The sequence below is a fragment of the Synechococcus sp. C9 genome (assembly GCF_022984075.1).
Classification (GTDB): domain Bacteria; phylum Cyanobacteriota; class Cyanobacteriia; order Gloeomargaritales; family Gloeomargaritaceae; genus Gloeomargarita.
Window position 1 is genome coordinate 2,222,719 of the sequence record NZ_JALAAD010000001.1, and the last position, 25,901, is coordinate 2,248,619.

Annotated in this window: 20 protein-coding genes, 1 pseudogene and 1 riboswitch; of the genes and pseudogenes, 6 read left to right on the plus strand and 15 right to left on the minus strand. The window is 54.4% G+C overall.

Annotated features, from left to right (window positions below; translation table 11 throughout):
- Positions 1–34: 34 nt before the first annotated feature.
- From MLD66_RS10960 to tgt, 3 genes are all read right to left on the minus strand, one after another.
- Positions 35–805, minus strand: coding sequence for an ABC transporter ATP-binding protein (locus tag MLD66_RS10960; protein ID WP_247217817.1), 771 nt, complete (start codon positions 803–805; stop codon positions 35–37).
- 58 nt (positions 806–863) lie between these two features.
- Complete coding sequence (locus MLD66_RS10965) at positions 864–1,130, minus strand: hypothetical protein (RefSeq protein WP_247217819.1); 267 nt, start codon at positions 1,128–1,130, stop codon at positions 864–866.
- Between the two features lie 491 nt (positions 1,131–1,621).
- A complete protein-coding gene (tgt, locus tag MLD66_RS10970; RefSeq protein WP_247217821.1) occupies positions 1,622–2,752 on the minus strand; it encodes a tRNA guanosine(34) transglycosylase Tgt in 1,131 nt (376 codons plus the stop codon).
- Between the two features lie 72 nt (positions 2,753–2,824).
- Between tgt and typA the strand changes: the two genes are divergently transcribed.
- The gene (typA, locus tag MLD66_RS10975; protein WP_247217823.1) at positions 2,825–4,615 is read left to right on the plus strand and encodes a translational GTPase TypA; all 1,791 of its coding nucleotides are present in this window, start codon (positions 2,825–2,827) and stop codon (positions 4,613–4,615) included.
- Here typA and MLD66_RS10980 read toward each other — a convergent pair.
- The 4 genes from MLD66_RS10980 to MLD66_RS10995 form a co-directional block, all read right to left on the minus strand.
- A complete protein-coding gene (locus MLD66_RS10980) occupies positions 4,612–5,643 on the minus strand; it encodes an aromatic ring-hydroxylating dioxygenase subunit alpha (protein ID WP_247217826.1) in 1,032 nt (343 codons plus the stop codon). The genes typA and MLD66_RS10980 overlap by 4 nt on opposite strands.
- Before the next feature lie 25 nt (positions 5,644–5,668).
- Positions 5,669–6,595, minus strand: a complete 927-nt coding sequence (locus tag MLD66_RS14555; protein ID WP_281438459.1) for a hypothetical protein — start codon at positions 6,593–6,595, stop codon at positions 5,669–5,671.
- A gap of 59 nt (positions 6,596–6,654) precedes the next feature.
- Positions 6,655–8,274 (minus strand): cation:proton antiporter, encoded by a 1,620-nt coding sequence (locus tag MLD66_RS10990; protein ID WP_247217828.1) that lies wholly within the window; start codon positions 8,272–8,274, stop codon positions 6,655–6,657.
- Between the two features lie 98 nt (positions 8,275–8,372).
- A riboswitch (Fluoride riboswitch) is annotated at positions 8,373–8,460 on the minus strand.
- A gap of 194 nt (positions 8,461–8,654) precedes the next feature.
- On the minus strand, positions 8,655–9,149 hold the full coding sequence (locus MLD66_RS10995; RefSeq protein ID WP_247217830.1) for a YqeG family HAD IIIA-type phosphatase: 495 nt from the start codon (positions 9,147–9,149) through the stop codon (positions 8,655–8,657).
- A 52-nt stretch (positions 9,150–9,201) separates the two neighbouring features.
- Between MLD66_RS10995 and MLD66_RS11000 the strand changes: the two genes are divergently transcribed.
- A complete protein-coding gene (locus tag MLD66_RS11000) occupies positions 9,202–9,600 on the plus strand; it encodes a diacylglycerol kinase family protein (protein WP_247217832.1) in 399 nt (132 codons plus the stop codon).
- Here the strand turns inward: MLD66_RS11000 and MLD66_RS11005 are convergent.
- Positions 9,597–10,097, minus strand: coding sequence for a hypothetical protein (locus MLD66_RS11005; protein ID WP_247217834.1), 501 nt, complete (start codon positions 10,095–10,097; stop codon positions 9,597–9,599). The two genes, MLD66_RS11000 and MLD66_RS11005, sit on opposite strands and share 4 nt — an antisense overlap.
- Before the next feature lie 235 nt (positions 10,098–10,332).
- Between MLD66_RS11005 and MLD66_RS11010 the strand changes: the two genes are divergently transcribed.
- Positions 10,333–10,503: a hypothetical protein gene (locus MLD66_RS11010; protein ID WP_247217836.1), complete on the plus strand. Its 171-nt coding sequence runs from the start codon at positions 10,333–10,335 to the stop codon at positions 10,501–10,503.
- 27 nt (positions 10,504–10,530) lie between these two features.
- The gene (locus MLD66_RS11015; protein ID WP_247217838.1) at positions 10,531–11,118 is read left to right on the plus strand and encodes a hypothetical protein; all 588 of its coding nucleotides are present in this window, start codon (positions 10,531–10,533) and stop codon (positions 11,116–11,118) included.
- Between the two features lie 72 nt (positions 11,119–11,190).
- Here MLD66_RS11015 and MLD66_RS11020 read toward each other — a convergent pair whose 3' ends face one another.
- The 6 genes and pseudogenes from MLD66_RS11020 to MLD66_RS11045 all read right to left on the minus strand — a co-directional run bounded on the left by MLD66_RS11020 (position 11,191) and on the right by MLD66_RS11045 (position 20,043).
- Positions 11,191–14,355, minus strand: a complete 3,165-nt coding sequence (locus MLD66_RS11020; protein WP_247217840.1) for an efflux RND transporter permease subunit — start codon at positions 14,353–14,355, stop codon at positions 11,191–11,193.
- A 157-nt stretch (positions 14,356–14,512) separates the two neighbouring features.
- Positions 14,513–15,736, minus strand: a complete 1,224-nt coding sequence (locus MLD66_RS11025) for a type II secretion system F family protein (RefSeq protein ID WP_247217842.1) — start codon at positions 15,734–15,736, stop codon at positions 14,513–14,515.
- A 50-nt stretch (positions 15,737–15,786) separates the two neighbouring features.
- Positions 15,787–16,761, minus strand: a pseudogene (locus MLD66_RS11030) (type IV pilus twitching motility protein PilT); the annotation flags it as partial.
- 46 nt (positions 16,762–16,807) lie between these two features.
- Positions 16,808–17,758, minus strand: coding sequence for a transposase (locus MLD66_RS11035; protein ID WP_247214935.1), 951 nt, complete (start codon positions 17,756–17,758; stop codon positions 16,808–16,810).
- 45 nt (positions 17,759–17,803) lie between these two features.
- Positions 17,804–17,989 carry a hypothetical protein gene (locus tag MLD66_RS11040; protein ID WP_339396986.1) on the minus strand — a complete coding sequence of 62 codons (186 nt, stop codon included), beginning with the start codon at positions 17,987–17,989 and terminating at the stop codon, positions 17,804–17,806.
- 41 nt (positions 17,990–18,030) lie between these two features.
- Positions 18,031–20,043: a GspE/PulE family protein gene (locus tag MLD66_RS11045; protein WP_247217844.1), complete on the minus strand. Its 2,013-nt coding sequence runs from the start codon at positions 20,041–20,043 to the stop codon at positions 18,031–18,033.
- 276 nt (positions 20,044–20,319) lie between these two features.
- Between MLD66_RS11045 and grpE the strand changes: the two genes are divergently transcribed.
- Positions 20,320–21,090, plus strand: a complete 771-nt coding sequence (gene grpE, locus MLD66_RS11050; RefSeq protein WP_247217846.1) for a nucleotide exchange factor GrpE — start codon at positions 20,320–20,322, stop codon at positions 21,088–21,090.
- A gap of 169 nt (positions 21,091–21,259) precedes the next feature.
- Positions 21,260–23,134, plus strand: coding sequence for a molecular chaperone DnaK (gene dnaK, locus MLD66_RS11055; protein WP_247217848.1), 1,875 nt, complete (start codon positions 21,260–21,262; stop codon positions 23,132–23,134).
- Between the two features lie 320 nt (positions 23,135–23,454).
- Here dnaK and MLD66_RS11060 read toward each other — a convergent pair whose 3' ends face one another.
- On the minus strand, positions 23,455–25,323 hold the full coding sequence (locus MLD66_RS11060; RefSeq protein WP_247217850.1) for a ShlB/FhaC/HecB family hemolysin secretion/activation protein: 1,869 nt from the start codon (positions 25,321–25,323) through the stop codon (positions 23,455–23,457).
- Between the last annotated feature and the right edge of the window lie 578 nt (positions 25,324–25,901).

Consider the following 25,901-nt stretch of genomic DNA (forward strand, 5'->3'; position numbering starts at 1 on the left):
TTGCCAATAAGTAATCAATAAAAGTGTTCTGATCTTACTCATCCCCACCGCCCAGGTAGGCGGCTAAAACAATGGGATTGGTTTGAATTTCCTGGGGCGTACCGACCGCTAAATTTTTCCCTTCCGCTAATACCCACACCTGCTCACAGAGGGACATAATCACATCCATATTGTGCTCAATAATTAAAAAAGTCAGCCCCGCCTGATGCCACCGTTGAATGTAATCGCAGATTTGATTGACCAAGGTGGGATTGACCCCAGCGGCGGGTTCATCTAACAACATCAATTGCGGTCGGGTCATCAGTGCCCGTGCCATTTCCAAAAGTTTGCGTTGACCACCGGAGAGGGCCCCTGCGTATTCCTGGGCTTTAGCCGCCAAACCCACAGAATCCAGGATTTCCATCGCCGTCTCCCGCAGTTGCCGTTCCTGTTGGGCCACCCGTTGCGGTTGTAACCATAGGGGCCACACCTGTTCCCCCAGTTGCCCCGGTGCGGCTAGGAGTACGTTGTCCAGCACAGATAAACGGCTAAATACCCGTGCCACCTGGAATGTTCGCACCAAACCCCGCTGGGTAATTTGATGCTGGGGAAGGCCGGTAATGGGTTGATTGCGGAAGAGAATGTGACCACTATCGGGCTTGAGGGAACCGCTCAGCAGGTTGAATAACGTGGTTTTGCCCGCTCCATTCGGGCCAATCAGCCCCGTAATTGTCCCTGGTGCCACCGTGAGGGACACGTGGTTCACCGCCGGTAGTCCCCCGAAACTTTTATGCAAATTGGTGGCGCACAAGAGGGGTTCGGTCACGACAGCGAGGCGGCCAAGGTCACTAGGGGTGAATTAAATCAATTTTGCCACCCTTGGGTCAATCCTGCCGATTAGAACCGACGGAATACAGGTGGTCAAGCACATCCGCCCAGGGTAAATGCACCCAAAAGCTCTGTTCACTGCCTAAGGGGCGCACCCAATAACTGCTGTACCCCGGTGGGTCGGCAGGGACTCGCCCCCATTGCATCCGCACAAGACGGCAACAGGCTCCCGAAAGCAATTCAAAACAGTGGTTTTGACCGGCCAAATAGATGACCGTTCCTGGTGCCGGTAAGCGTTCAATGTCGTACATGGTGGGCACCATTAGGGTTGAAGTTATTTCCTAATACCCCTATTTTAGATTTTTTTTATAATTTCGATCCTTGCGATATGTAAAGGGCATTGGGACGGGCTGGGGGTTGCGCCCTTCGGTGGAAACCCAAAAAGTAAAGAATTGTAAATAGTAGTGGAGGTGACGGTTTTTTGCCCAAAAATTGGCAAGGATGTCCTATCTTCAGGGTTGCGGATTTTAGGATACCTGTAATACAAGCAGAGAATGATCTCGCTGGCATCTGGTCATCTCAGATGATTTATGGGAATAACTTTATGCAAATGACGGGATTACCTTCAGAACTAGGGCAGTTTTATACCCTAAGATCATTGACTTTTTAAGTAGGCACTTTTCTAAATATGATGTGAGATTTGTGTAGCAATTTTAGACGGTCTATGTGAATCATAAAAGTTACTCAGAACCAAAGACGGGGGCGGTGCCCCTGTGACCGCTATGCTCATAACGACAGCATGGTTTAGCCATACTCAGTTAGAATTTTTATATATTGACGATGCAGATGAGCTTAGGATAGATTGGAGTTTTTCTACAAAATTCCCATTGATAATCGCTTGCCGTAAACCCAAACTAAAACGCATCAATTCCGTCAAATTGTGAATGGAAAGCAGGGTATAACCCAGCAATTCCCGGGAACGAAATAAATGGCTGAGATAGGCACGACTGAAATGTTGACAGGTATAACAAGGACAGGTGCTATCCAAAGGCTGTTCATCCCGTTGAAAGGCACGATTTTTCAAATTCCAGCGCTCCCCCCGTACCAACACCGCCCCATGCCGTGCCAACCGGGTGGGAATCACACAGTCAAATAAATCCACCCCGGCACTGATCGCCAAAGCCATTTCCCGGTAGGTGCCCACCCCCATCAAATACCGGGGTTTGTCCTGGGGTAGGTAGGGGGCAACCGTCTTGACAATGTCATGAATTAACTCGCTCGGTTCCCCCACACTCACCCCGCCAATGGCATACCCGGGGAGGTCGTACTCGGTAATTTGTTGGGCGGATAACCGGCGTAATTCGGGATAAACACCCCCCTGGACAATCCCAAACAATGCCTGATCCGAACGGGCGTGGGCGTTGATACAGCGTTTTAACCACTGCGTCGTACGATTCACCGCATTGTTCACTTCGTCATAACTGGCGGGATAGGGGGGACATTCATCAAACGCCATGATCACATCCGCCCCCAACGCATTTTGAATTTGGATGGATTTTTCCGGCGTGAAATGAATGAGGTTCCCATTGCGGGGGGATTGAAAGGTCACACCCTCATCTGTAATCTGTCGCAAGGAACTCAAGCTAAAGACCTGAAACCCACCCGAATCGGTCAGGATGGGTCCCGACCAATTCATGAATCGGTGCAAGCCGCCGCAGTGCTGGACAATTTCCTCCCCCGGTTGCAGATGCAGGTGGTAGGTATTTGCCAAAATCATCTGTGCCCCCGTGTGCGCCAACTGGTCGGGAGCCACCCCTTTCACCGTGCCCAAGGTGCCCACCGGCATGAAAGTTGGGGTCAGCACCGGTCCGTGGGGCGTGTAAAAGATGCCCGCCCGAGCGTGTCCAGCCGTTTTGATCACCCGAAAGGAAAAGGGTTGCGCCACACGTTTGCCCCAAACTCTGCTAAATTTTTAACAAGATTTAATTTTTTTCTGTAGCCCTCATCCCCATTCTGTATGACTGCCCACATCCGCAATGTCGCCATTATCGCCCACGTTGACCACGGCAAAACCACCCTGGTGGATGCCCTATTGAAACAGGCGGGAGCCTTTCGACAAGGGGAGGAGGTGCCCACCTGTGTGATGGATTCCAACGACTTGGAACGGGAGCGGGGGATCACGATTCTGTCCAAAAATACGGCAGTACGATATAAGGACTATTTGATCAACATTGTGGATACGCCGGGACACGCTGACTTTGGGGGTGAGGTGGAGCGAGTGTTGGGCATGGTGGAGGGATGTTTGTTGATTGTGGATGTGAACGAAGGTCCCATGCCCCAGACCCGGTTTGTGTTAAAAAAAGCGTTGGAAAAGGGGTTGCGTCCGATTGTGGTGCTGAATAAAATTGACCGTCTGCGGACTGACCCCCACGTGGCTTTGAATAAGGTTTTGGATTTATTTTTGGAACTGGGCGCGGATGATGACCAATGCGAGTTTCCCTATCTGTTTGCTTCGGGAATGGCGGGTCATGCCCGTTTGCAATTGGCAGATGAACCGGTGGATATGCAACCGTTGTTTGAATCCCTTTTGCACCATGTCCCGCCCCCGGCTGGGGATGAAAATAAGCCCTTACAATTGCAAGTTACGACCCTGGATTATTCCGATTATTTGGGACGGATTGTGATTGGCAAAATCCACAACGGCAAAATTACCAGTGGTCAGCAGGCGGCGTTGATCAATGCGGAGGGCAAAATTACCCGCTCAAAAATCACCAAGCTCCTGGGTTTTGAGGGGTTGAAACGGGTGGAATTGGAGTCGGCAACTGCTGGTCATATCGTGGCGGTGGCGGGTTTTAGTGATGCCAATATCGGGGACACGATTACCTGTCCGGAAAACCCGATGGCTCTGCCTTTGATCAAGGTGGATGAACCCACATTGCAAATGACGTTTTCGGTGAATGATTCCCCTTTTGCGGGTCAAGAGGGCAAGTTTGTCACTTCTCGGCAGTTGCGGGAACGCTTGATGCGGGAACTGGAAACCAATGTGGCATTGCGGGTGGAGGAAGCGGAAACCACCGATAGTTTCCTGGTGTCGGGGCGGGGGGAATTGCACCTGGGGATTTTGATTGAAACCATGCGCCGGGAGGGCTACGAATTTCAGGTTTCCCAGCCCCAAGTAATCTACCGGCAAATTGACGGACAACCCTGCGAACCCTACGAATATCTGGTGCTGGATGTGCCCGATGAGGCGGTGGGGAGTTGCATTGAAAAATTGGGGCAACGGCGGGGGGAAATGCAGGATATGCAAGCCGGGGGGAATGGTCGTACCCAGTTGGAATTTATCATTCCGGCGCGGGGTTTGGTGGGCTTCCGGGGTGAATTTTTGCGCCTCACCCGTGGGGAGGGAATTATGAGCCATAGTTTCCTGGATTACCGTCCCCTGGCTGGGAGTGTGGAGACCCGCCGCAATGGGGTTTTGATTTCCATCGAGGAGGGAGAAGCCACATTTTATGCCCTCAAAAATGCGGAAGACCGGGGGGTGTTTTTCATCAGTCCGGGTACTCGGGTGTACAAGGGCATGATTGTGGGGGAACACAACCGTCCCCAGGATTTGGAACTGAATGTGTGCAAAACCAAACAGTTAACCAATATGCGTTCGGCGGGGGCGGAAGAACTCACCCAATTGCAAACGCCGGTGGATATGAATTTGGAGCGGGCTTTGGAATATATTGGTCCCGATGAATTGGTGGAAGTTACGCCCAAATCCGTGCGCCTACGCAAATTAAATAAAAAGCTCGCCCGCCGTTAACTACGCCAGCGCAATACCTGGGAGGAAAGGGGATTCACAAACGGGCGTTTTTCTAATACGGAACGGGCGTATTCTTGCTTGATTTGGTGATACCAACGGGCTTGGGTATCCGCATCTTTGATTAACATGAGAGCGGGGTTATATTTCAAACCATCCTGTTGCTTGATCACCACCTGACGGTCTTGCTCGAAAAAGGTTCGCATGAACCAACGTAAAATTGGTTTGGCGAGGGTGAACCCCGGATGGCTCCAATAGAACTGGGAAATCACCTGGGTTTGCTGGGCGGAAATCGGGGTAACCGTGGTTAAGTTGGTGACCTGATGCCGGTCGCCCTGGACAATTTCAATCCGCACCCCTGGCAGATGAAATTGGATTTCCGTCTCAGGATTGGCTCCCAATAACCGATAGAAAAAAGAAGTTTTTAACAAACGATGTCGGCGCATCACAAACCCCAAGGGCAGGGGGTCAAATTGCTTGGATTTAACAAACAATTCCCCCCGGGAACGCCACCACCACACCTGATGCACAAACGGGCCGTGAGCCGGGTCCATGAGCCCCACAATCGCATGATCTACATAACAGGGAAAATCAAAGGATTCGCTCAACTGGGGGCGTTGGTTTGGATCACCTGGAACCAGCGGGATGGGGACTTGGGGGTCAGATTCCTCCCCCAAATAAATCCAGAGATTTCCCTGCACCTCCCGCACGGGATAGCTAGGCACGTTAATGCGGGAAATATCCAAATCCGTTGGGTCACACAGGGAGGGAATGTGCGTACATTGACCACCGGGATTAAACCGCCAACCGTGATAGCAACACATCAATTCTTCACCCAGCATTTTCCCATAGGAAAGGGGAATCCCCCGGTGGGGACAAATATCCCGTAGGGCGAAGGCTTTACCGCTAGTGGTACGCCCAAAGAGGATGGGTTCCCCCAGAAACACTCGCCCCAAAACGCTCCCTGGGGGCAACTGCCTGGCAGGTAGGGCGAAATACCAAAGATTGCGCAGGAAAACCGGCGATGCCATGATTACCAAAAGGAAAAGTACTTTGTCAGGATTCCCACCCTTCAAACCACACCCGCACCTGTCCATCGGGAGCCAATTCCAATTGAATTTTGGCGGTTTTGGGGATGGTACCCATGAAGGCTTCCCCCACCAACGGCATCGGGGTTTGATCCAAAAATACCCCCGCTTCTGGGGACAGGGGTATGATCCGGCTCAGGGTGCCCTGGGGCGTGATCACCAAGCGATAGGTGAGGGGTTGTTGCAAACTCTGCGGGGGTTGCCAGCGTTGGCGGAAATAGTTTTGTACCCCTTGTAGTTCCGGGGGAGCCACCGTTTTCGCTGGGGGCGTGGGGGCAGGACGTTCCCCAGGCGAGGGGGGTAAAGGAATGCTCTGAATCGTCCCTGGGGTCAAGGCGGGGGGGGGCGGCGGCAGGGTCGTCACCGTATTCAGGGTTATGGTTGCGCCGGGGGGTGGGGTCGGTGGCGGGCTGGGTAATGGGTTCGCTAACTTTGTCGGGCTACGGGGGATCAGCCGGGTCACCAGCGTCATCTCTACTGGGCGGGGCAACCGGGCTAACATCACCGCCAGTGCCAGCCCAACGCCCAAGGTCAGCCAGCCCAAACCTTGTTGCCACCAGGGAAAGCGGGGGGTTTTCGCCGCCTCCAACACCCAAGCCAGGTCATGCAATTCTTGTAGCGTTAAATTCATCGCCGGTGCCAAGCCCCCAAATTCCAGGGCGTAGCGGTGTGGTACGGGCAGAGATTCCTCCAGCGGTACCAATGCGCCTGGGGTTTCCGTCGGGGCAACCGGGGGGGGCGGTGTCGCCAGGTATGCCAAAACCAGCACCGTCAAGGCGGTCAACTGCTCCCGTTCTCCCCGAATTTCCAGACCATTGGCTAACTTCAGATCAAAATAACGCCACCGCAGGCGCAACTGGCAACTGGGTCGCCGTATATTTTGCCATATCCTCATCACTGGCTATCCCCTGCACAACCCCTTCTACTTTACCCTGGTCACGGACTTGAGGATGCTCATTGCCCTTCCACAATCACAACGGGTTTGGTGCTACTTTCGAGGACGGCTTGAGACACGGAACCCACCAATACCTCATCCAGGGGACGATGCCCCCGTTTGCCGATCACAATTTCCGCCACATCATAATCCTGCGCCGCCCGCACAATTTCTTCTGGCACCGAGCCATTGACGACGATGAACCGGTAGCGAATATCTGCCAAAATTCGTTTTGCCTGCGCCCGCAGTCGCTCAACCCCTGGCGGGTCATCCATCCGCATCACGTGGAGCACGATCACTTCCGCATCACTGCGCCGGGCTAACTCTGCCGTTTTGGTCAACACCGGCACCGCCAAAGGAGAGGTATCCACCGCCGCCAGCAGTACAATCCGTTGGGACACCGCCACCTTAGTCGGGTCAACCTCCCCCCGTGTCAATAGCTTGGGCGCAAAGGTGGGAATTGCCCAGGCTCCCAGGGGTGCTGTGACCAAAATGGAGAGAACCGCCACCGCCAAAATGGTTTCCCCTCCAGGGATGCCTTGCGCCAAGGGAATTGCCCCGAGTGCCGCCTGTACCGTTGCTTTAGCGGAATTTCCCGGCAGTAAAAATAGTCGTTCTTTCCAAGTCCAATTACTTCCTAAAGTAGAAAGATACCAGCCCAAAGAACGCCCAACCAAAGTGCCAATGGCTAATACAACCAATCCCACCCCCAGGGTATTGCCCAACACATCCAACTGAATACTCGCACCCAGCAACACAAACAGCATAATTTCAGCAATCACCCACAAACTATCAAAGCCACCCCGTAACCGCCGTGCCAACGGGGCATCCATCTCCATCAAAAAAAAGCCCGCACTCATCACTGCCAAATAGCCAGAAAAAACGGGGAAATCTGCCGCTAGGACGACCAACAAGAGGGTAAAGCCGGTGGCAACTAAAACATCCTGTACCGCATTTTGTGTCCAATTTTGTTTAGCCAATAATGAGATCAACAGATGCGCCGTCAACCAGCCCAGCCCAACCCCTAACCCAATTTGCCCAAGGATTTGCAACGGCAACAATTGCCAGGGACTCAAGGTGAAACCACCGGGTAAGGTGATCCCGCCTGCTGTACCCTGAGATAAAAACGCCAGCAGTAAACTAAAGACCAGCAACAGCAACACATCTGACAGCGCACTGCCGGTTAAAATGGCATCTGGAATCCCTTTGTTCACGCCCCATCCCAGACTTTTTAGGCGCAACATTCCAGGCACAATCACGGCGGGAGATTCCGCACCAATGACACAACCCAGCAATAGCCCAGTGGCAAAATCAAATTGGAGCAGACCCATCGCAGCCAGCGCAATGGCGACCGCCTCACCAGCCGCCGGCAAAACCCCTAATCGCAAAGCCACAGTGCCTTGCTGAGCCAGTTTTTCCCGGTCCAACCCCAGCCCAGCCTTCATCAAAATCACCATCACAGCGATGGTTCGTAGGGAATCCGCCGCATCCAACACCTCCGGCGCAATCCCATTGCCCAGGGAGGGACCAAGCACAATGCCGACCAATACCATTCCTACCAACGCAGGCATTCGCATTCGGCGTGCGATTTGCCCCACGAAAAAACCCATCAGTACAATCCCAATCATGCTCTTCAACATAACGCTACGTTGCCAACGAGTTGGTTTATCAACCTGACTTGTAGCGCCGGATTTGCTTTAGCCCATACAGACATAGCCCTACCGTTCTGCCACAAGTCGGCACAGTAGGAGCTATCAACCCTAGGAACGTTGTGACAATGCTCAAAACGCTGGGCGGTTTCGGCGAGCTCCATCGCCATCATCTCTTCTTGTAGCATCCCTGTACCCCCGAAGGAAAGAAACTGACAGCAACACTATCAATCATTGGAATTGTGAGTGAAATTTGATACTTAAAAAATCGAGAGTTTCCAGGGAACTTCTGTATTATTGCCACCAAGATTATTTCGCTAAAATGCCTATAATACCCAGAACCAAGGGCGAGGGAACGGCTAACTTTGAACTTATAGAGGTGCCCATCTATCAATCAGCCAATCTTCCAAGTTGCGGAGTTTTTGCCAACGGGGGGTCGCAATCGGTTCCACCAAAACGGTATACATCCCCAGGCGATTCCCCGCTAGGATGTCGGTCAAGCGACGGTCCCCGATCATGGCAGTTTGTTCCGGGGGCAAATTCATCCCCTGCAAGGCTTGGCGGAGTTTGCGGCGGGAGGGTTTCCCGGCACCACAGAGGTAGGGGCAATGTAACTGCTGGGCAATATCCCCAATCCGTGACTCCAGCAGATTGTTGCTCACCAACCAGACCGGGCCCAGGGTTTTGAGTTGCTCCATCCAGCCCCCCACCCCCGGCGGAATCACCTGCCCATGAGCGGGCACCAGGGTATCATCCACGTCCAAAACAATTCCCCGTATCCCCTGGGAACGGAGGAACCCCACATCCAAATTGGTGATTGGGCCCGGGTGGGTGAAGCGGGGACGCAACAGGTCTTGCCAGGGCATTGGGGAAATGGCTTGCTAAACTATAGGCTAACCGAGTGTGAGGATAACACTTATGATGTCATCGGTTGTGCCTGGCACTCCCCCAAGCCCTACCCAACGAAGCAATTTGGTGCAGAGTTTTTTCTATGCGGGACAGGGGTTATACTACGCCGCCAGCACGCAACGCAATTTCCGCATCCACCTGGGGATCGGCGCAGTGGCGTTGATCTGGGCCGCTGGGGTGCATTTACCTTTAACCCAAACCGCCATCATTGTCCTGACCATTGGCTTGGTGTTGGCCTTGGAACTGGTGAATACGGCCCTGGAAGCGGTGGTGGATTTAACCGTGGGGCAAACGTACCATGAACTCGCCCGCATTGCCAAAGACTGTGCCGCCGCCGCCGTTCTGGTCACGGCCCTGGCCGCCGTGGCTGTGGCAGGGTTATTGCTGGTGCCTGCGTCCCTAACCTAATCAGCGGGCAGGAAACGCCATTGCCACCAGAGCAATCCCCCGGCCACCGTTACCTTCAGCAATTCCAAGCCAAAATAACCGCCGTGTAACAGGTTCATCGTGGCAGGGACGGCTATTTCCTGCATATCTTGATCCAACCAGTCCAGGGATAAACCGGTTTCCCCCATCCAGGGGGTCAAAATATAGGTATAGAGCAGAACAATGCCCACCAAAATCCCGGCTAAGGCTAAACCCGGCCAGTAGCGCTGGGGTTGCCCCAGGGTTTGCGCCAACACACTGGTCATCACCAAAGCCGCACAGAGCAGTTCCGCATGGTTGAACCAGCTAAAGAGCAGATAACCAAAACTGGCAAACCCGCTCTGGTGCATCATGCCGCCCCAATAGAGCCCCGGCATCACCAGTACATCCAGTACCAAAGTGGCGCCCAGCCAAAACATCAACGTCAAACTGACCACCAGCGGCCAGTAATTGGTAGGTGTAAACAATCGTGGAGTCATCGGGTAGGTATGCAATGAAGATTACTTTTATTCTCAGGGGCAATTCCCGGATTGGCTAGGTTTTGTGAAGCCCCCGTCGTTAAAATTACTGCTTGTTCACAGTGTTTTGAATTTTTAATACTTTCTTCAACTTTATTTTATCCCGAAACCCTGGGGGTTTGCCCGCCGTCGGACAGTCATTGGGGCAGAAGTCCGCCTAAGATGGAATTATAAAAATATTCTGGAGTACGTTATCATGGCTCAACCCAAACCAGTCGGTCCTGCCTCCCAGCCCGTGGGCACCCTGCCTGCCGCCCCGGAACCAGCGGGAGCATTGGTCAAACCCACGAAAGTCGTGATGGGACGACCGGTCGCCCCCAATCAGGTTGACCCGCCGGTGGCGGATTTGATGGGTTATTTGGACTAAGATTATCGCTCATCTCATGGTCGGTTCATGCCCTACACTACCCGCGAGTTGATCCAGATTCTGGAGCAGGAATTGCAGGCCAATTGGCAGGGGCAACGCTGGCTTCCTTCGGTGCGGGAGCGGGTGGGTCATGCGGTGATTGCCCTGGCGATTCCCCCGGAGCGGCTGAGTATGGTGTTTGCGTTTGAGGATTTCCGGGCACAGGTGCATGAATACCAGCGCAGTCAGGGGGTTTCCGGGGTCATCTGGCGTACCTGTCGGTTTCGGGGGGGAGAAGTGGCGGTGCCGGAGGTGCATGGGCAGTTGTGTGCCATCGAGGGGGACAAGGAGCGGTTGATGGCCGCCAAAGCGGCGGTGCTGGATTTTTGGTGGCACCATACCCAGGGGCTAAATTTCTGGTGGGTGCATCCGGATACCCGGCCGGTCACGCCTGCGGAATTGACCCACGCCCTCACCCAGGCGGAATGGTTGGAATTGGATGCCACCCGCACGGAACTGTATTTGGGGTTATGCTGGGGCGACCCACAGGAATACCGTTATCAATGGGCACGACCCGCTTCCGGGTGCGACCGGGTAGTGGCGGCGCAGTCCTTACCCCAGGCGATTAAGGTTTAGGGGGGCGCTGGAACATTTAGGTTCCTCAATTCCAGAGGCGGTAAGGTTCATCAAAAAACTCCAATCAGCCAATCAACGCCGTGCCGATTCGGATAACACAGAAACGGGTCGCATTTTACGCCCCCGCATATCCTGCAACAACTCCATCAACGCCGGGACAATCGTCGGGGTCAACACGGTAGAAAAAGCCAGCCCCCCCACCAAAGCAATCCCCAACCCCTGGTACAATTCCGCACCCTGCCCCGGAATCAACGCCAAGGGCAACATCCCCAACACACTCGTACCCGCCGCCATGAAAATCGCCCTCAGCCGGTCTTTGGTAGCCAAATATAACGATTCCGTGTATTCTTTGCCCTCGTTTTGCAACTGCAAGGCCCGGTCCACCAGCAAAATGGCATTATTCACCACCACCCCGGTCAAAATCACAAACCCCAACGCCGTAATCATGTCCAGAGGCACATTCATCCCTGGGATCAGATTCACCACCGCCAAGGCGAGTAAGGCCCCACTCATCCCCAAGGGCACCGTCGCCATGATCACCAACGGATAAATAAACGAACGGTACAGGGCAACCAGCAATAAATAAGTGATCAACAACGACAGCATAAAGGCTTGCCACAACTGGCTCACCGTCTCCCGCAAACGGTCCGCCGTACCCGCCAATTCCACCCGATAACCCGCTGGCAATGCCGCCCGCAGGGGTTCCAAGACCTGTTTTTGCGCCTGTTGCACCACCCGTCCCAGGGGCGCATCGTCCGCCACACTCGCCGTCAACGTCACCGACCGTTCCAAATTCACATGGTTAATGCTGTCCGGCCCGGTCGTTTCCACCACCTCCGCCACGTCCGCCAACTGTACCCGCTGTCCCCGCCGACCAAACAGGGGCAAGGCTCGTAACTGGGCTGGCGTTTCCACCAAGACATTTTCTAACTCCACGGTGACATCAAGCTGACGTTTCCCGTCCACAAAGTCCGAGGCTTTGCGCCCCCCCAGCGCCGCTTCCACCAATCCCCCCACATCGGCTTCCGACAAGCCCACCTCGCTCAACCGCTCCCGCACCGGCACCACCTGCAATTCCGGGGCACCAAACACATAATCGGAACGCACGCTCCGCACCCCCGCCAACCCCCGCAGTTCACCGCTGGCTTGCTGACCCAGTTGGTCTAATTTTTCCAAATCCGGGCCGATGATCTGCACCTCAAATTCCTTGCCCGGGTCCCGGAAAATGGAAATCCGACGGGCATTCATAAACCGATAGCCGGGAAATTGGTTGGACATTTTTTGCAACCGCTCGGTCATGGACTGTAACCCCTGAGCCGTCGCAAATTCCGGTTTCAAAATCGCCGCAATTGCCCTGCGCCCTGGCCGTTCAATAAACATCACCCGCTCCACCTCCGGCTGTTGCCGCAGAAAATCCCGTGGCCCCTGGGACAACTGCACCGCCTCCTCAATGCTGGTACCGGGAAACGGCTCCACTGCCCACAGGATTAAATTCCGATTTCCCTCGGGTAAATAATCCACCGGCGGTAATAATAAAATACTTACAACTATCAAACTGATGGGTACCGCCAGCACCAGCAATCTGCGCCCCCACCGCCCCGCCCCCAGCGACCAGTGCGCCGTAGTCAGCAAAAACCCTTCCAAGCGCTCCTGCACCGTCCGAAACCGCACGGAAGCCCCCCACACCCACCGTTCCCAGCGGTTGCCAAAGGGGACGAAATCCGGCTGGTTCAACCGTTGGGCTGACTGGGTATCCAAAAATAACCCGGACAGCATGGGCACTAGGGTCAGAGCGGCAAACAGGGACATCAACACGGCGGCACTCAGGGCAATGCCAATGTCGGCAAACAACCGCCCGGACTCCCCAGTCACCAACAGCAGGGGAATAAAGACCACCACCGTCGTCAGGGTCGAACCCAACATCGCCCCCCATACCTCCTGGGTACCGTCAATGGCCGCCCGCAGGACACTTTTGCCCCCCTGCAAATGGGTAAATACGTTTTCAATCACCACGATGGCATTGTCCACCACCATCCCCACCGCAAAGGCTAAACCCGCCAGACTGATGATATTCAACGACCGTCCCAACCAAGCCATCACGATAAACACAGTGATTAACGTTGTGGGAATGGTCAGGGCAATCACCGCCACCGTCCGCAGGGAACCCAAAAATAACAGCAAAACCAGGGTGGCCAACACCGCCCCCGTGAGCAGATTCACCTCCACCAACCGCACCGCCTGATTGATGTACTCGCTCTCGTCGTAGTTATAAATGAACCGCACCCCCTGATTTTCCCGCTGGAACTCCTGCTCCAACTCCCGCACGGTTTGGCGCACTCCCCGGGACACCGCCGGTACATTCGCCCCCACCCGCCGGATGATCCCCACCGCCGCCGCCTGCTGGTCATTGAAATACAACGTACTGGTACGCACCTTGCGCCCCATTTGCGCCCGAGCCACATCCCGCAGATAGACTGTCCCCTGGGCATCCCGGCGCAGGACAAATCCTTCCAATTGCGAGACATCCTGAGAGCGGCTGACGGTACGCACCCGGTATTCCCGGCGCCCCAAATTCAAGGGGCCACCCCGCACATCCCGGTTATGATTCCGCAGGCTGGTGACCACCTCCTCCACATTCAAATTCCGTTCCGCCAGGGCTTGGGGGTTGACGACCACCTCCACCTCCCGTTCCCGGCCACCGACCACCAAAAATTGCCCTACCCCCTCCACCCGGCGCAGGCGGGGCACCACCACATCGTCCAGCAAATCCCGGTAGCGGTTGGGGTCGCTGGAAACCCCCTCCTGGGGCGCCATCACCAGCCAAATCATCGGGGCACTGTTGCCGCCCACCACCTCCACATCCGACGCTCCGGCTTCGGGGGGCAGGTCTTCCGCCTGTTGCAATTTGTTCAACACGTCCACCAGCCGCAGGTTGACATCCGTCCCCCACGCAAACTCCAGGGAAATGCTACTCGTCCCCGCCCGACTGGCACTTTTCACCTCCTGCACCCCCGGCACCTCCTCCAACACCTCCTCCAAGGGCCGGGTAACCAAATCCTCCACTTCCGCCGGTGCCGCCCCCGGATAGGCAGTGGTGATGGTAATTTCCGGGCGGTCCCCCCCCGGTTGCAGTTCCAAGGGCAACCCCAGCAAACTGATCACCCCAAACACCGCCAACAGGCAAAACAGCACAAACGTCCCGTGCCGCCACCGTACCGCCGTTTCAATCCAGTTCATGGCTCGCTCCTGGGGGGATACCGGGGCAAATCATAAAAAAATTCCTAAACTTACCCCAGGGTGTACTCCCCCATGATAAGCAAGGAATCTTAACTATTGCAAACTGAAATAGTGGTGGGGCACCTCTGTCCCCCGCCCCATCGGTGTTAGGGCTTGATCACTTGATCAGGTCGAAGATTTTGAACATCGGCAAATACATCGCCACCAGGATCGACCCCACCATCCCCCCCAACACCGCAATCATCATCGGTTCCATGACGCTGGTGAGGGTTTTCACGGCGGCTTCCACCTCGGATTCGTAGAAATCCGCCACCTTGGTAATCATGGCATCCAATTCCCCGGTTTCCTCCCCGATGCTGATCATCTGAATCGCCATGTTGGGAAACACATTCGCCTTTTGCAGTGCCAGGGAAATCAAGCCCCCCGACTGAATGTCCTCCCGGGCATCATCAATGGCGTTGGCAATGATCTGATTCCCCGCCGTATCCCGCACGATTTCCAAAGAAGTCAACACCGGCACCCCGGAACGGGACAGGGAACCAAAGGTACGGCTAAACCGGGCCACCGCATTCTTGCGGATCAAATCCCCAAAAATCGGCACATTCAAAGCGATCCGGTCAATGATCTCCCGCCCCACCCGGGTGCTGTAGGCCGTCGTGTACCCAAAAGCCGCCCCCGCCACCACCGCGGCAATCAACGCCAGGTTGACCGGGTTCCGCATCCACTTACTCAAATCCACCATAAATTGGGTAAAGGCCGGCAATTTCCCCCCCAAGCTCTCAAAAATCCCCCCGAAAATGGGAATCAAAAACAGCACCATCCCCAAAAACACCCCCACCGCCAGCAGGGTCACCGCAATCGGGTAGGCCATCGCCGATTTGATCTGCTGTTCCAATTTGGCCGCATCCTCCAGCAGTTTCGCCAACCGGTTCAGCACCTCATCGAGCACCCCCCCCACTTCCCCGGACTGGATCATCGCCACGTACAGATTGTCAAACACCTCCGGGTGCTGGCGCATGGCATCCGACAGGGTACTCCCCTGTTGCACATCCGCACTCACGGCGGCCAGAGCCTTTTTCATCTTCGGGTTGGTCTGCTGGTCCACCAAAATCCCCAGCCCCCGCACCAGGGGCACCCCCGCATTCACCAGCGAGGCAAATTGGCGGGAAAAAACCGCCTTATCCTTAACCGTAACACTGCTCAAAAAGGAAATATCGAGCTCCGTCTCCATGGGATTAAAGGGTTTAGCCTCCTTAATCTCCAGGACGAACATCCCCTCCTCCCGGAGCAAAGTCCGGGCATCTTTCATCGTTTCCGCTTTGATCCGGCGTTCCCGGGAACGGCCTTGGGCATCACGGGCACGGGCGACGTAGGTCGGCATGGGCGTTTACCTCCAAATGAAAGTCACAGGTCAAACCTGGAGGGGCGAACCTAGTGGGCGGGCTTGGCACCCGTGGGCGCGGCACCTCCCCCAATCAAACGTTGCAATTCTTCGGGTTTCGAGGTCTTGGCAATGGCATCCTCGTAACTGCATTCCCCCTTCTTGTAAAGGTCCGCCAACACCTTCTCCAAAGTCTGCATCCCGTACTTCCCGCCGGTCTGAATCGCTGAATAAATTTGTGGGGTTTTCCCCTCCCGGATCAGGTTGGCAATCGCCGGGGTGACCACCATGATCTCCTGCGCCATTACCCGCCCAAACTGCCCCGGTTTGGGGTTTTTCCGCTTCACCAAAGTCTGGCTAAACACCGCCACCAGGGAACTGGACAACTGCACCCGAATCTGTTGCTGTTGCTCCGGTGGGAACACATCCACCATCCGGTCCACCGTCTGGGAAGCGGAACTGGTGTGCAGGGTGCCAAAGACCAGGTGCCCCGTTTCCGCCGCCGTCACCGCCAACTGGATCGTCTCCAAGTCCCGCATTTCCCCCACCAGGATCACGTCCGGATCCTCCCGCAGGGCCGCCCGCAGGGCATTGGCAAAACTACGGGTATCCTCGTTCAACTGTCGCTGGTGAATAATGCTCTTTTGCGGCTCATAGACAAACTCAATCGGGTCCTCCACCGTGAGAATGTGCTCCGCCCGGGTGCGGTTGATATTGTCAATCATCGCCGCTAGGGTGGTGGATTTCCCCGACCCCGTAGGCCCGGTCACCAACACCAACCCCCGGGGTTTTTCCGACATTTCCCGCACCACCGGGGGCAAATTCAAAGATTCAAAACTGGGAATTTTCGAGGGCAGTGCCCGTAAACAGGCCGCCACCGTCCCCCGGTCTTTGTACACATTCACCCGGAACCGCGCCAGCCCCTTGATCCCGTAGGAACAGTCCAATTCCCAATTTTGCTCAAAAATTTTCCGCTGGTTGTTATTCAAAATGCTAAAAATCAACCGCTGGCATTGCTCCGGGGCAGTAGTGTTGAATGTCCGTAATAAAACTTAACATAAGGGGTCAGGGTTATCCTACGAGCGGCTCTACCCCTACGAGTTCCATGAAGCTACAGTGTCGGCCTATTTCTATTTGTAAATATCGCAACTTGTCAATCAATTCATAGGTCTTATTGTGACCTATCTCCAGCAATCTTAAAATTAGATAACCAATCAATACGGCATAAATCTGTAGCCGCACACCATTCTCATTCTTGGTAATGATTCTATCCAATTTCAAGTGCATCTTTAGTGCCTTCCAAAGCAACTCAATTCGCCAGCGCAAACGATAGGCTGAACAAATCTCTTCATCCGTCATCGAAGTCACGTTAGTCGCTAGCCTATATTCTGTGTTTTCCTCTTCATTAAAAAATTGAATTACCCGAATATCCGGATTGTCAGGTTGCAACTTCATATTATTTCTAATCCGCACAATAAACAATGTATTTCGTTTACACATTTCGTCCATTAATTTCCAGGAAGCAAAACCCCTATCCATGATACCAACGGCATTCTCAGGTATCGTCCCAATCACAAGATGCCCAATTTTATGGTCATTAGTCTTTCCAAATATAATTGATTCGTCACCGATATTGCCCTCATTTATATCCAGGCCAAGCGTCAATTTTACCTGCTTGTAGTGCCAGAATAATTTGCTGGTCAGGGTGATAATGGTAGAATCTAATGGGAATAAGTGCTTAAATTCACCTTGATGATGTTTAAGCCGTTTTTGCAGTTCTCTTAGGATCACTTGAAACGGCTCGGTGCTACGATGTTTACACGCCTTAGAAAACGTTGATATGTCAACTTTAAAATTGAGATGATTCAAGAGGAAGAATAAGCCCCGCATGGTGGCGACTCTTGCATCTAAAATGAAGTGCATCCATATGAGTACAAACAAGCGAGTATCCAAGACTGGATAGTCGTTTTTGGGAAGAAGGTTCAGCAAGGGCTTGATAAGTCCCTGAATTTGTCGTCTCATAAAAATACTGTTACTCGTGGTTTCTACCAATCTAAAATACCATTTTTAGTCTCCCTTTTCCACCCTTTCGTTAACATTCAACACTACTGGCTCCGGGGTCATCGGTTCATGATCCGTGGGGGTGAGCTTGCCACTGATGCGGATGTAGGGAGGCAACCCCGCCGACAGGTGCAAGTCCGACCCGCCCCGCTGGATCACCTCCTCCATCAAATCTTCCATCATCAATTCCATCGGCATCCTCCTCTAGGGCAGTCTCAACATTCTGTTACTCCTTACTCGCTAAACCGGGGGGTAAGGCAGTAGGGGCATTCCATCCATTCCGGCTTGAGGCTGGCATGGCAGTTGCGGCAGACCAACCCCTGCTTGCGCTTGGCCTTCAGTTCCGCCTCCAACCCCGTATCCGTAAAGGTCACCCGCTCCACCTCCTCCAGGGTGGTCAACCCCTGGCGCACCAGTTCCAGACTGTAGGCCAGCAGGGTCTTCATCCCCTCCTCCACCGCCACTTCCTTGATCACCTCCGTGGGGGCATTCTGCGTGATCAGGGATTGCAGACGCTCCGTCACCCGCATCACCTCGTACACCCCGCACCGTCCCTTGTAGCCCGCCCCGTTGCACTTACCGCAGATGGGTTGCCCCTGGGCTTTGGCCTGGCGAATTTGCTCCGGGGAGAGGGTATTGGCCCGGTAGAAGGTCAACCCCTGCCCCGAACCACTCAGCCCAAACCGTGCCAGTTCCTCCTCCGTCGGCGTATAGGGAATGCGGCACTCACTGCACACCCGCCGCATCAACCGCTGGGCCAGCACCCCAATCAAAGACGCTGAAACCATGTGGGATTCCACCTCCATTTCGGAGAGGCGGGCCACCGCACTGGGGGCATCGTTGGTGTGCAGGGTGGTCAACACCAGGTGTCCCGTCAAGGCCGCCTCAATCGCCGTTTTGGCAGTTTCCTTGTCCCGGGTTTCCCCCACCAGAATCACATCCGGGTCCTGGCGCAAAAAGGCCCGCAAAATGGCGGCAAAATTCATCCCCTTTTCCCGAATCACCTGCACCTGGGTCAAACCCGGCAAAGTGTATTCAATCGGGTCCTCCGCCGTGCTGATATTCACCCCCGGGTCGTTACGCTCCGCCAGACAGGAATACAGGGTGGTGGTTTTCCCGGAACCCGTCGGCCCCGTCACCAGGATCAGCCCAAAGGGCCGCTTCACCATCTCCCGCACGATACTCAGGGTCTCCGGGTCGGTGATCAATTTATCCAAGCCCAACTGGGTCGAGGAATTGTCCAAAATCCGCATACAGATTTTTTCCCCGTACCGCATGGGCAGGGTATTCACCCGGAAGTCAATCTTGCGCCCCTGGAATATCTTGCGAATCCGCCCGTCCTGGGGCATCCGCCGCTCGGCAATATCCAAATTCGCCAAAATCTTAAACCGGGAGGTCACCGCCGGGATCACCTGTTTGGGTAAATTTTCCCAGCCCTGGCGCAGTACCCCATCCTTGCGAAACCGAATCCGCAAAAACTCCTCCTGGGGCTCCACATGAATATCCGACACCCCCTCGCTCAGAGCCTTCGCCAGGATATTGTTGACCAGGGCGACAATCGGCGCCTCATCCGCCCCCGCCAACGCCTCGGCCAAATCCACCTCTTCCTCGTCCTTGGCTTCCTCTAAGTCCACGTACGGGGACAGGTCAATTTCCGTGTTGATATTCACTTCCTGCTGGGTGCCCGCCACCTTGGAAGCCTGTAACTCGTTGGCGCATTGATTGATCAACCGCAAAAAGTCTTCCTGGGCGATCACCCGCCGCCGCAGACGCAAGCCCTTTTGCCGGGTAATGCGATTCAGTTCGTCCAACGCCTGTAAATTGTCCGGGTTGACCATCGCCACGGTCAGGCTGGGATTTTCGCCCTCCTGGCGTGCCACGGGTAAAAAACTATGGCGGCGGCAGGTATCCAAAGGCACCAGCACATCCACTAATTCTTTAATTTGGCTAAAAGAAATCGGGTTGAGTTCCGGGTCGAGGGATTCCACCCCGTAGAGCACCTTGAGTTCAAAAAGCTGTTGCCGTTTGTACTGGCGCACCAGCTCGGCGGGCAGGGCTTTACCCGTGACTTCCTGTAATACCTCCGGCAGGGGACGACCCTCTTGCCGACTTTTCTGTAAGGCTCTGCTAATCTGCTCCCGGCTGGCAATCCCTTTCTTAACAATTTCTTTACCAATCGGACTTAACCCAGTCTGTTGCGTGACTAACGCCTTATTGCGCTGTATGGGAGTAGAGGTCTCAGTCATAAAGAGTAACGGTTTTGTGGGGATACAAATGGGACTTGGTGATGATCCTAGCTTACACGTTCTGCCCCAATTCCCCAAGGCTATTACCAATTTTGTTGCCCTTGTGTGATATGGGGCGGAATTTGGGTATATTTTCAGCTATTGGTTCCTGCCGCCTAAGGTGCTTGTGCAACGTTACGGTTGCGCCAATTTCCCCGAGGTCATGATGGCGGGATGAAAGGGATGGTAATTTAGAGATAGCAATAAATAATTCCCATTTTTGGTGGCGATTGGTTTATGGTGAATGCTGGTTCCCCCCCGGAGGATTTAATTCCCGACCCGTTTGCAGAGGCGACTGACCCTGCCCAGCCGGTTGTGGCGCCGGAGGACAGGGCCCCAGAGGTGGCTCCCACTCCTGCGGCGGATGGAGAGATGGAACTCCCTGCCACGTTTGGGGAATTAGCGATTGCGGAAGAACCTACCCCGGAGGCGCTGGCGGCTTTGCGAGAAGAATTGGTACAGGAGCGGGAACGCAACGCTACCCTGCGGGCAGAGAACCAACTGCTGGCGCAAAAACTCGCCCAAGCGGAACAGCAATCCGAGGAGCAACGGGGGCAATTGGTGCGTTTGGCCGCCGATTTTGACAATTACCGCCGCCGGGTGCAACGGGATCAGGAGGAGGCCAGCCTCAAGGCCAAGGCTAAGGTGCTGGAAGAACTGCTGGCAGTGGTGGACAATTTTGAGCGGGCCCGCACCCATATTCGCCCAGAGACGGAAGAGGGCATGGCCATCCACAAAAATTACCAGGGGGTCTATAAGCAGATGGTGGAGGAACTGAAAAAATTGGGGGTGGCCCCCATCCCTGGGAAAGGCCAACCCTTCGACCCCAACCGGCACGAGGCGGTGATGCAGGAGGCCAGCCATGAGTACGAAGAGGGCATCGTCATTGAAGAACTGCGGCGGGGCTATTTCCTGAAGGTGGGGGAGGAAGACCGGGTTCTGCGCCATGCCCTGGTGAAGGTGTCCACCGGGAAGGTTGAGGCTTCCCCAACTGGGGGGACGGACTAGGCGGGAAGCCCGGGTTCGGGGTATGATGGGGGGCAATGTCAATCTTGTTAGCCCTCTCAAGTTCCTTATAAATTTTTTCCCAGTAGGTGATCATTATCACTGACGTTTTGGGAATACTGTACAAAGCGTTACTCGTCTCATTCCTTCTCTAACTGGCTGGGTAGATGTTATGGCGAAGATTGTCGGTATTGACCTAGGAACCACCAACAGTTGCGTGGCGGTGCTGGAGGGGGGACAGCCTGTAGTGATTACCAATTCGGAGGGGGGGCGCACGACCCCAAGTGTGGTGGGGTTTGGCAAGACGGGGGAACGTTTGGTGGGGCAACCGGCGAAACGGCGGGCGGTGACGGATGCGGAAAATACGGTTTTTAGCATCAAACGGTTCATTGGCCGACGCTGGTCAGAGACGGAGGACGAGCGCAAGCGGGTGCCCTACAAATGTGTGCCGGGCAAAGACAGCACGGTGAATGTGGAAATCCGCAATCAGACCTACACGCCTCAGGAGATTTCCGCCATTATTTTGCAAAAGCTCAAGCAGGATGCGGAGAATTTTTTGGGGGAACCGGTGAAACAGGCGGTGATCACGGTACCTGCTTATTTTAGCGATGCCCAGCGGCAGGCCACCAAGGATGCGGGGACGATTGCCGGGTTGGAGGTACTGCGGATTGTGAATGAACCGACGGCCGCGGCTCTGGCCTTTGGATTGGACAAGCAGGATCAGGAGCAAACGGTATTGGTGTTTGACTTGGGCGGGGGCACCTTTGACGTGTCCATTTTGCGGATGGGGGATGGGATTTTTGAGGTGGTTTCCACCGCCGGGAACAATCATTTGGGCGGGGATGATTTTGATGCGTGTTTGGTGGATTGGTTGCTGAAGGACTTTCAAGAACGGGAAGGCTTGGATTTGCGCCAAGATAAAATGGCCTTGCAACGGGTGCGGGAGGCAGCGGAAAAAGCCAAAATTGAATTATCCAGTGCCAAAACCACCACGATTAACCTACCGTTTATTGCGTCGGATGCCACGGGTGCCAAGCATATTGATGTGGAATTGACCCGGGCGAAGTTTGAGGATTTGACCCGTTCTTTGGTGCAGGGAACCCTGGAGCCAGTCGCCCAAGCCCTGCGGGATGCGGGGATGAAGCCCCGGGATATTGACCGGATTTTATTGGTGGGGGGTTCGACGCGGATTCCGGCGGTACAAAAGGCGATCCAGGATTATTTTGACGGTAAAGCCCCGGAGAAATCCGTGAATCCTGATGAGGCGGTGGCAATTGGGGCGGCGGTGCAAGCGGGGATTGTGGGCAAAAACGAGGTGGTCAAGGACCTGTTGCTGTTGGATGTCACCCCCTTGTCCTTGGGGATTGAAACCTTGGGGGGGATTTTCAGCCGGATCATCGAGCGGAATACGACCATTCCCACCAGCCAGTCCCAGACCTTTTCCACCGCTACGGACAATCAAACGGTGGTGGAGGTGCATATCCTGCAAGGGGAACGACCCATGGCCGCTGACAACAAGAGTTTGGGGCGGTTGGAACTCAGCGGGATTCCCCCAGCCCCCCGGGGGGTGCCCCAGATCGAGGTCACCTTTGAGATTGATGCCAATGGTATTTTGCAGGTGACGGCGATGGATAAGGGGACGGGGCGGAGTCAGTCGGTGCGGTTGACCAATACCGGGGGCTTGAGTGCGGAAGAGATTAAACGTTTGACTCTGGAGGCAACGTTTAACGCAGAGGTGGATCAGCAGCGGCGGGAATTTGTGGAACTCAAGAATCAGGCGGATGCTCTGCTGTCCCTGTATGAATCTACCTTGCGGGAGCATGGCAACTACGTCAATGATGCGGTCAAGTCTGAGGCGGCGGCACGGGTGGGGCGGATTCGCCGGTTGATGGGGGATTCCATGACCCCCTTGGACAATTTCCGTCAGGAGTTGAACCAACTGAATAAAAACCTCAGCCAGATGGGGGCGGAGATGTACCGGCGCAGTAGCAACCCTGGGGCGGTGACGGCGGGCAGTCCGGGTGGGGATTTTGAACAGTTGGACTAATCCGAGTGGGTAACTGCCTTCTTAGATAATTGATGGCAGTAAAAAATGATTCAAAATAATTCAAAACGAGGGTGAGGGAATGCCCTGTAACCCTTAATTTTCTCAGGATAAAAATATGGGCACCTCTATCAATTCAAAGTTAGCGGTTTCCTCGCCCTTGGTTCTGGCTAATCGGGGCATTCCCACGATGGGATTGATGATTGGTTCAAATAAATAGAGGTTCCCCGATAGCAATCCCCCTCGATTAACGTCAGTTTGCGTGCCCTAGGCATCCAGAAATTCCCCAGAATGGGGTGCAGAAATGAACCTACACCATTCCCTTAAAAGGCTCGGTAGTTGACATTGAAATAAATGCCATAATCCTGGGCATCATTCCCCCGGTCTTGGTTATAGATTAAAGGTGCGCCCAAATCTAAACGCACATCCATCCCCTGAATCGGATTCCAAAGCAAGCCCATGCCTATGCCCGCCAAGGTGTTGGGAGTGACCAGGGGATTGGGATTGGCGCGATTATTCCACACCCGCCCAAACTCAATAAACGGTGCCAACTGGAAAACAACCTGCCCGTTTTTGTCCCGCACCATCGGCACCCGGGATTCCAAGGAAATACGAAAACCATTGTCCCCCGCCCGGGCGTTTTGGCGATAACCCCGCACCGACTGGGCACCCCCAATCACAAACTGCTGTTGCGCCAATAGGGGTGTAGCCGCCAGTTGCACATCCCCCCGCACAATCAGGAGAAAATCATTCCCCAAATTCTGCACCCGTTGCCCCTGCCCCTGAAAGCTAAAAAACCGCCCATCCGGGATAATTTTGCCGGGAATAGAACCATCCGTATTTTGGGTGGCATTAAAAATGGGCAACCCCAAATTAAATTGCCCTAAAGCTAACCATGCCCCTGTCGCATCCCGATAAATGTAGTCCGCCCCAAATTTCAAAACACTGGTGGTACTGAATCCCTTTTCATCCGGCCCGAAACCAAAAGGCGTGGGTCCCGCAAAAGTAAACGTTTGGGAGCGTTGCCAAGTAAAACCCGTGGATAGGGCTAATTCCTGCCGCACGCTACGAATAATGGGTTGCCGAAAACTGAACTCATACAACTGGGATTCCCCGCTGATATTGAGCGCCTCAAAAGTCTCATCGGTAATGCGATTATTGGTCACCAATACCCGGGCTTGAACCGTTCCATCCATCGGGTTGATCGGTGCCCGGTAGGTGAAATTGTATTCATTCAACGCCGCCCGTTCCCAATCCGTGAAATTTAACCCCACCGTGTAGGAACCAAAAATTTCATCCCCAATCCCACTGAGGTTTTGATACCCCAGGGACACATAGCCCCGTTGCGTAGCGATGCTTGGCGGCACATAATTATCCACCCCAAAGGACATGACAAAGGGTTGTTTATCCTCCTGCACCCGCACTACGAGGATACTTTCCCCCGGTTTGTCCCCCGGACGCAGGCTGGCTTCCACATTCTCCAGGTAGGGCACCGCCTTGAGCAAACGCAACTGGTCTTCCAGGGCATTGCTATTGAGGGGGGTTTTGGCTCCCAGTTTCAGCCGATCCCGGATATAGCTGGTAAACAGGCGTTGGTTTCCCGTGATTTGAATATCCGCCAACCGTCCTTCCGTCACATCAATCCGCAGTTTACGAGAGGGAATGGTCTCAGCGGCAATCGTCGCCCGGGACGTGATGTACCCCCCATCCACATAGATTTTGGTAATCGCATCCGCCACCTCCTGCACCTCCCGTAGGGTCACCTGGCGGTACAACACCGGCTCAATGAGTTTGGCAATTTCCTTGGGGGAAAGAATCGTACTGCCCACCACCTCCAGGGAGTCCACCACCAACAACTGGTTGGGGTCACCCGGTACGGTGCCCGGCACAAAGGGAGTTTCCTGTCGGGGGGGGGCAGGGGGAACCGGTTGCACCTGTTGGGGCTGGATCAACCGCTGTTGGTTCGGGTCGGGGTCAATTTGGGCAAAGGGAGTATTGGTGGGATTGCCGCCGCTAAAAGGTTCCCGGGGTGGGGTGGCAACGGTGTCCGCCTGGGGAGACTTGGGCAATTTTACCCGCCGGGATGTGCCTCCTCCCTTGCGTATCTGTGGGGTATCTTCGTTTTCTGAAATAACCTCGGACACCGGGGTCTTAAATTCCGGTACCTGCCCGCCCTTTCCCCGCTGAGGCATTGCCTGCGCCGCAGTAAGCAACCCTGCGACTGACAAGCCCTGAATGCAAAGCCCACACCACAACTTTTGCCAGGACATATTAAAAATTTTATGGGTTTAGCATCATTAAACCTGAGTTGAGTTTCATTTGTCAATAGCAAAAACTAAATCTGTAACCACCGAGAAGGTTGTATTACACCGCAATCCCATTTGATTGATACATATAGGGCATCTTGATTTATTTGCATGAATTGAAGGTCATTTTGCTGGAATGCCCATATTATCGAGAACCATATACCGCAGGTGCTTCTTCGACGGGGGCTACGCCCCTGCGACCTGTTTTTAGAAGTGCCCTATAATGGTTAATAATGTTTAGAAGAACCAAGTCCGGGGGCTACGCCACCTATTGTTTAGAGGTTCCCTAATGACGATTAAAGCCTATTTCATAGGAATAGAATAAGTTATCAAAAGAACTAGGGCGTATCTATCAAATATCTATCAAAAAATATGAACAGGACGATGCCCTGCGACCCAAAGTAGCAAACCCAGGCTTTTGATCCAGGCAATGGGTTGCCCCAAACCGGCGGGCGGGTTGAGGT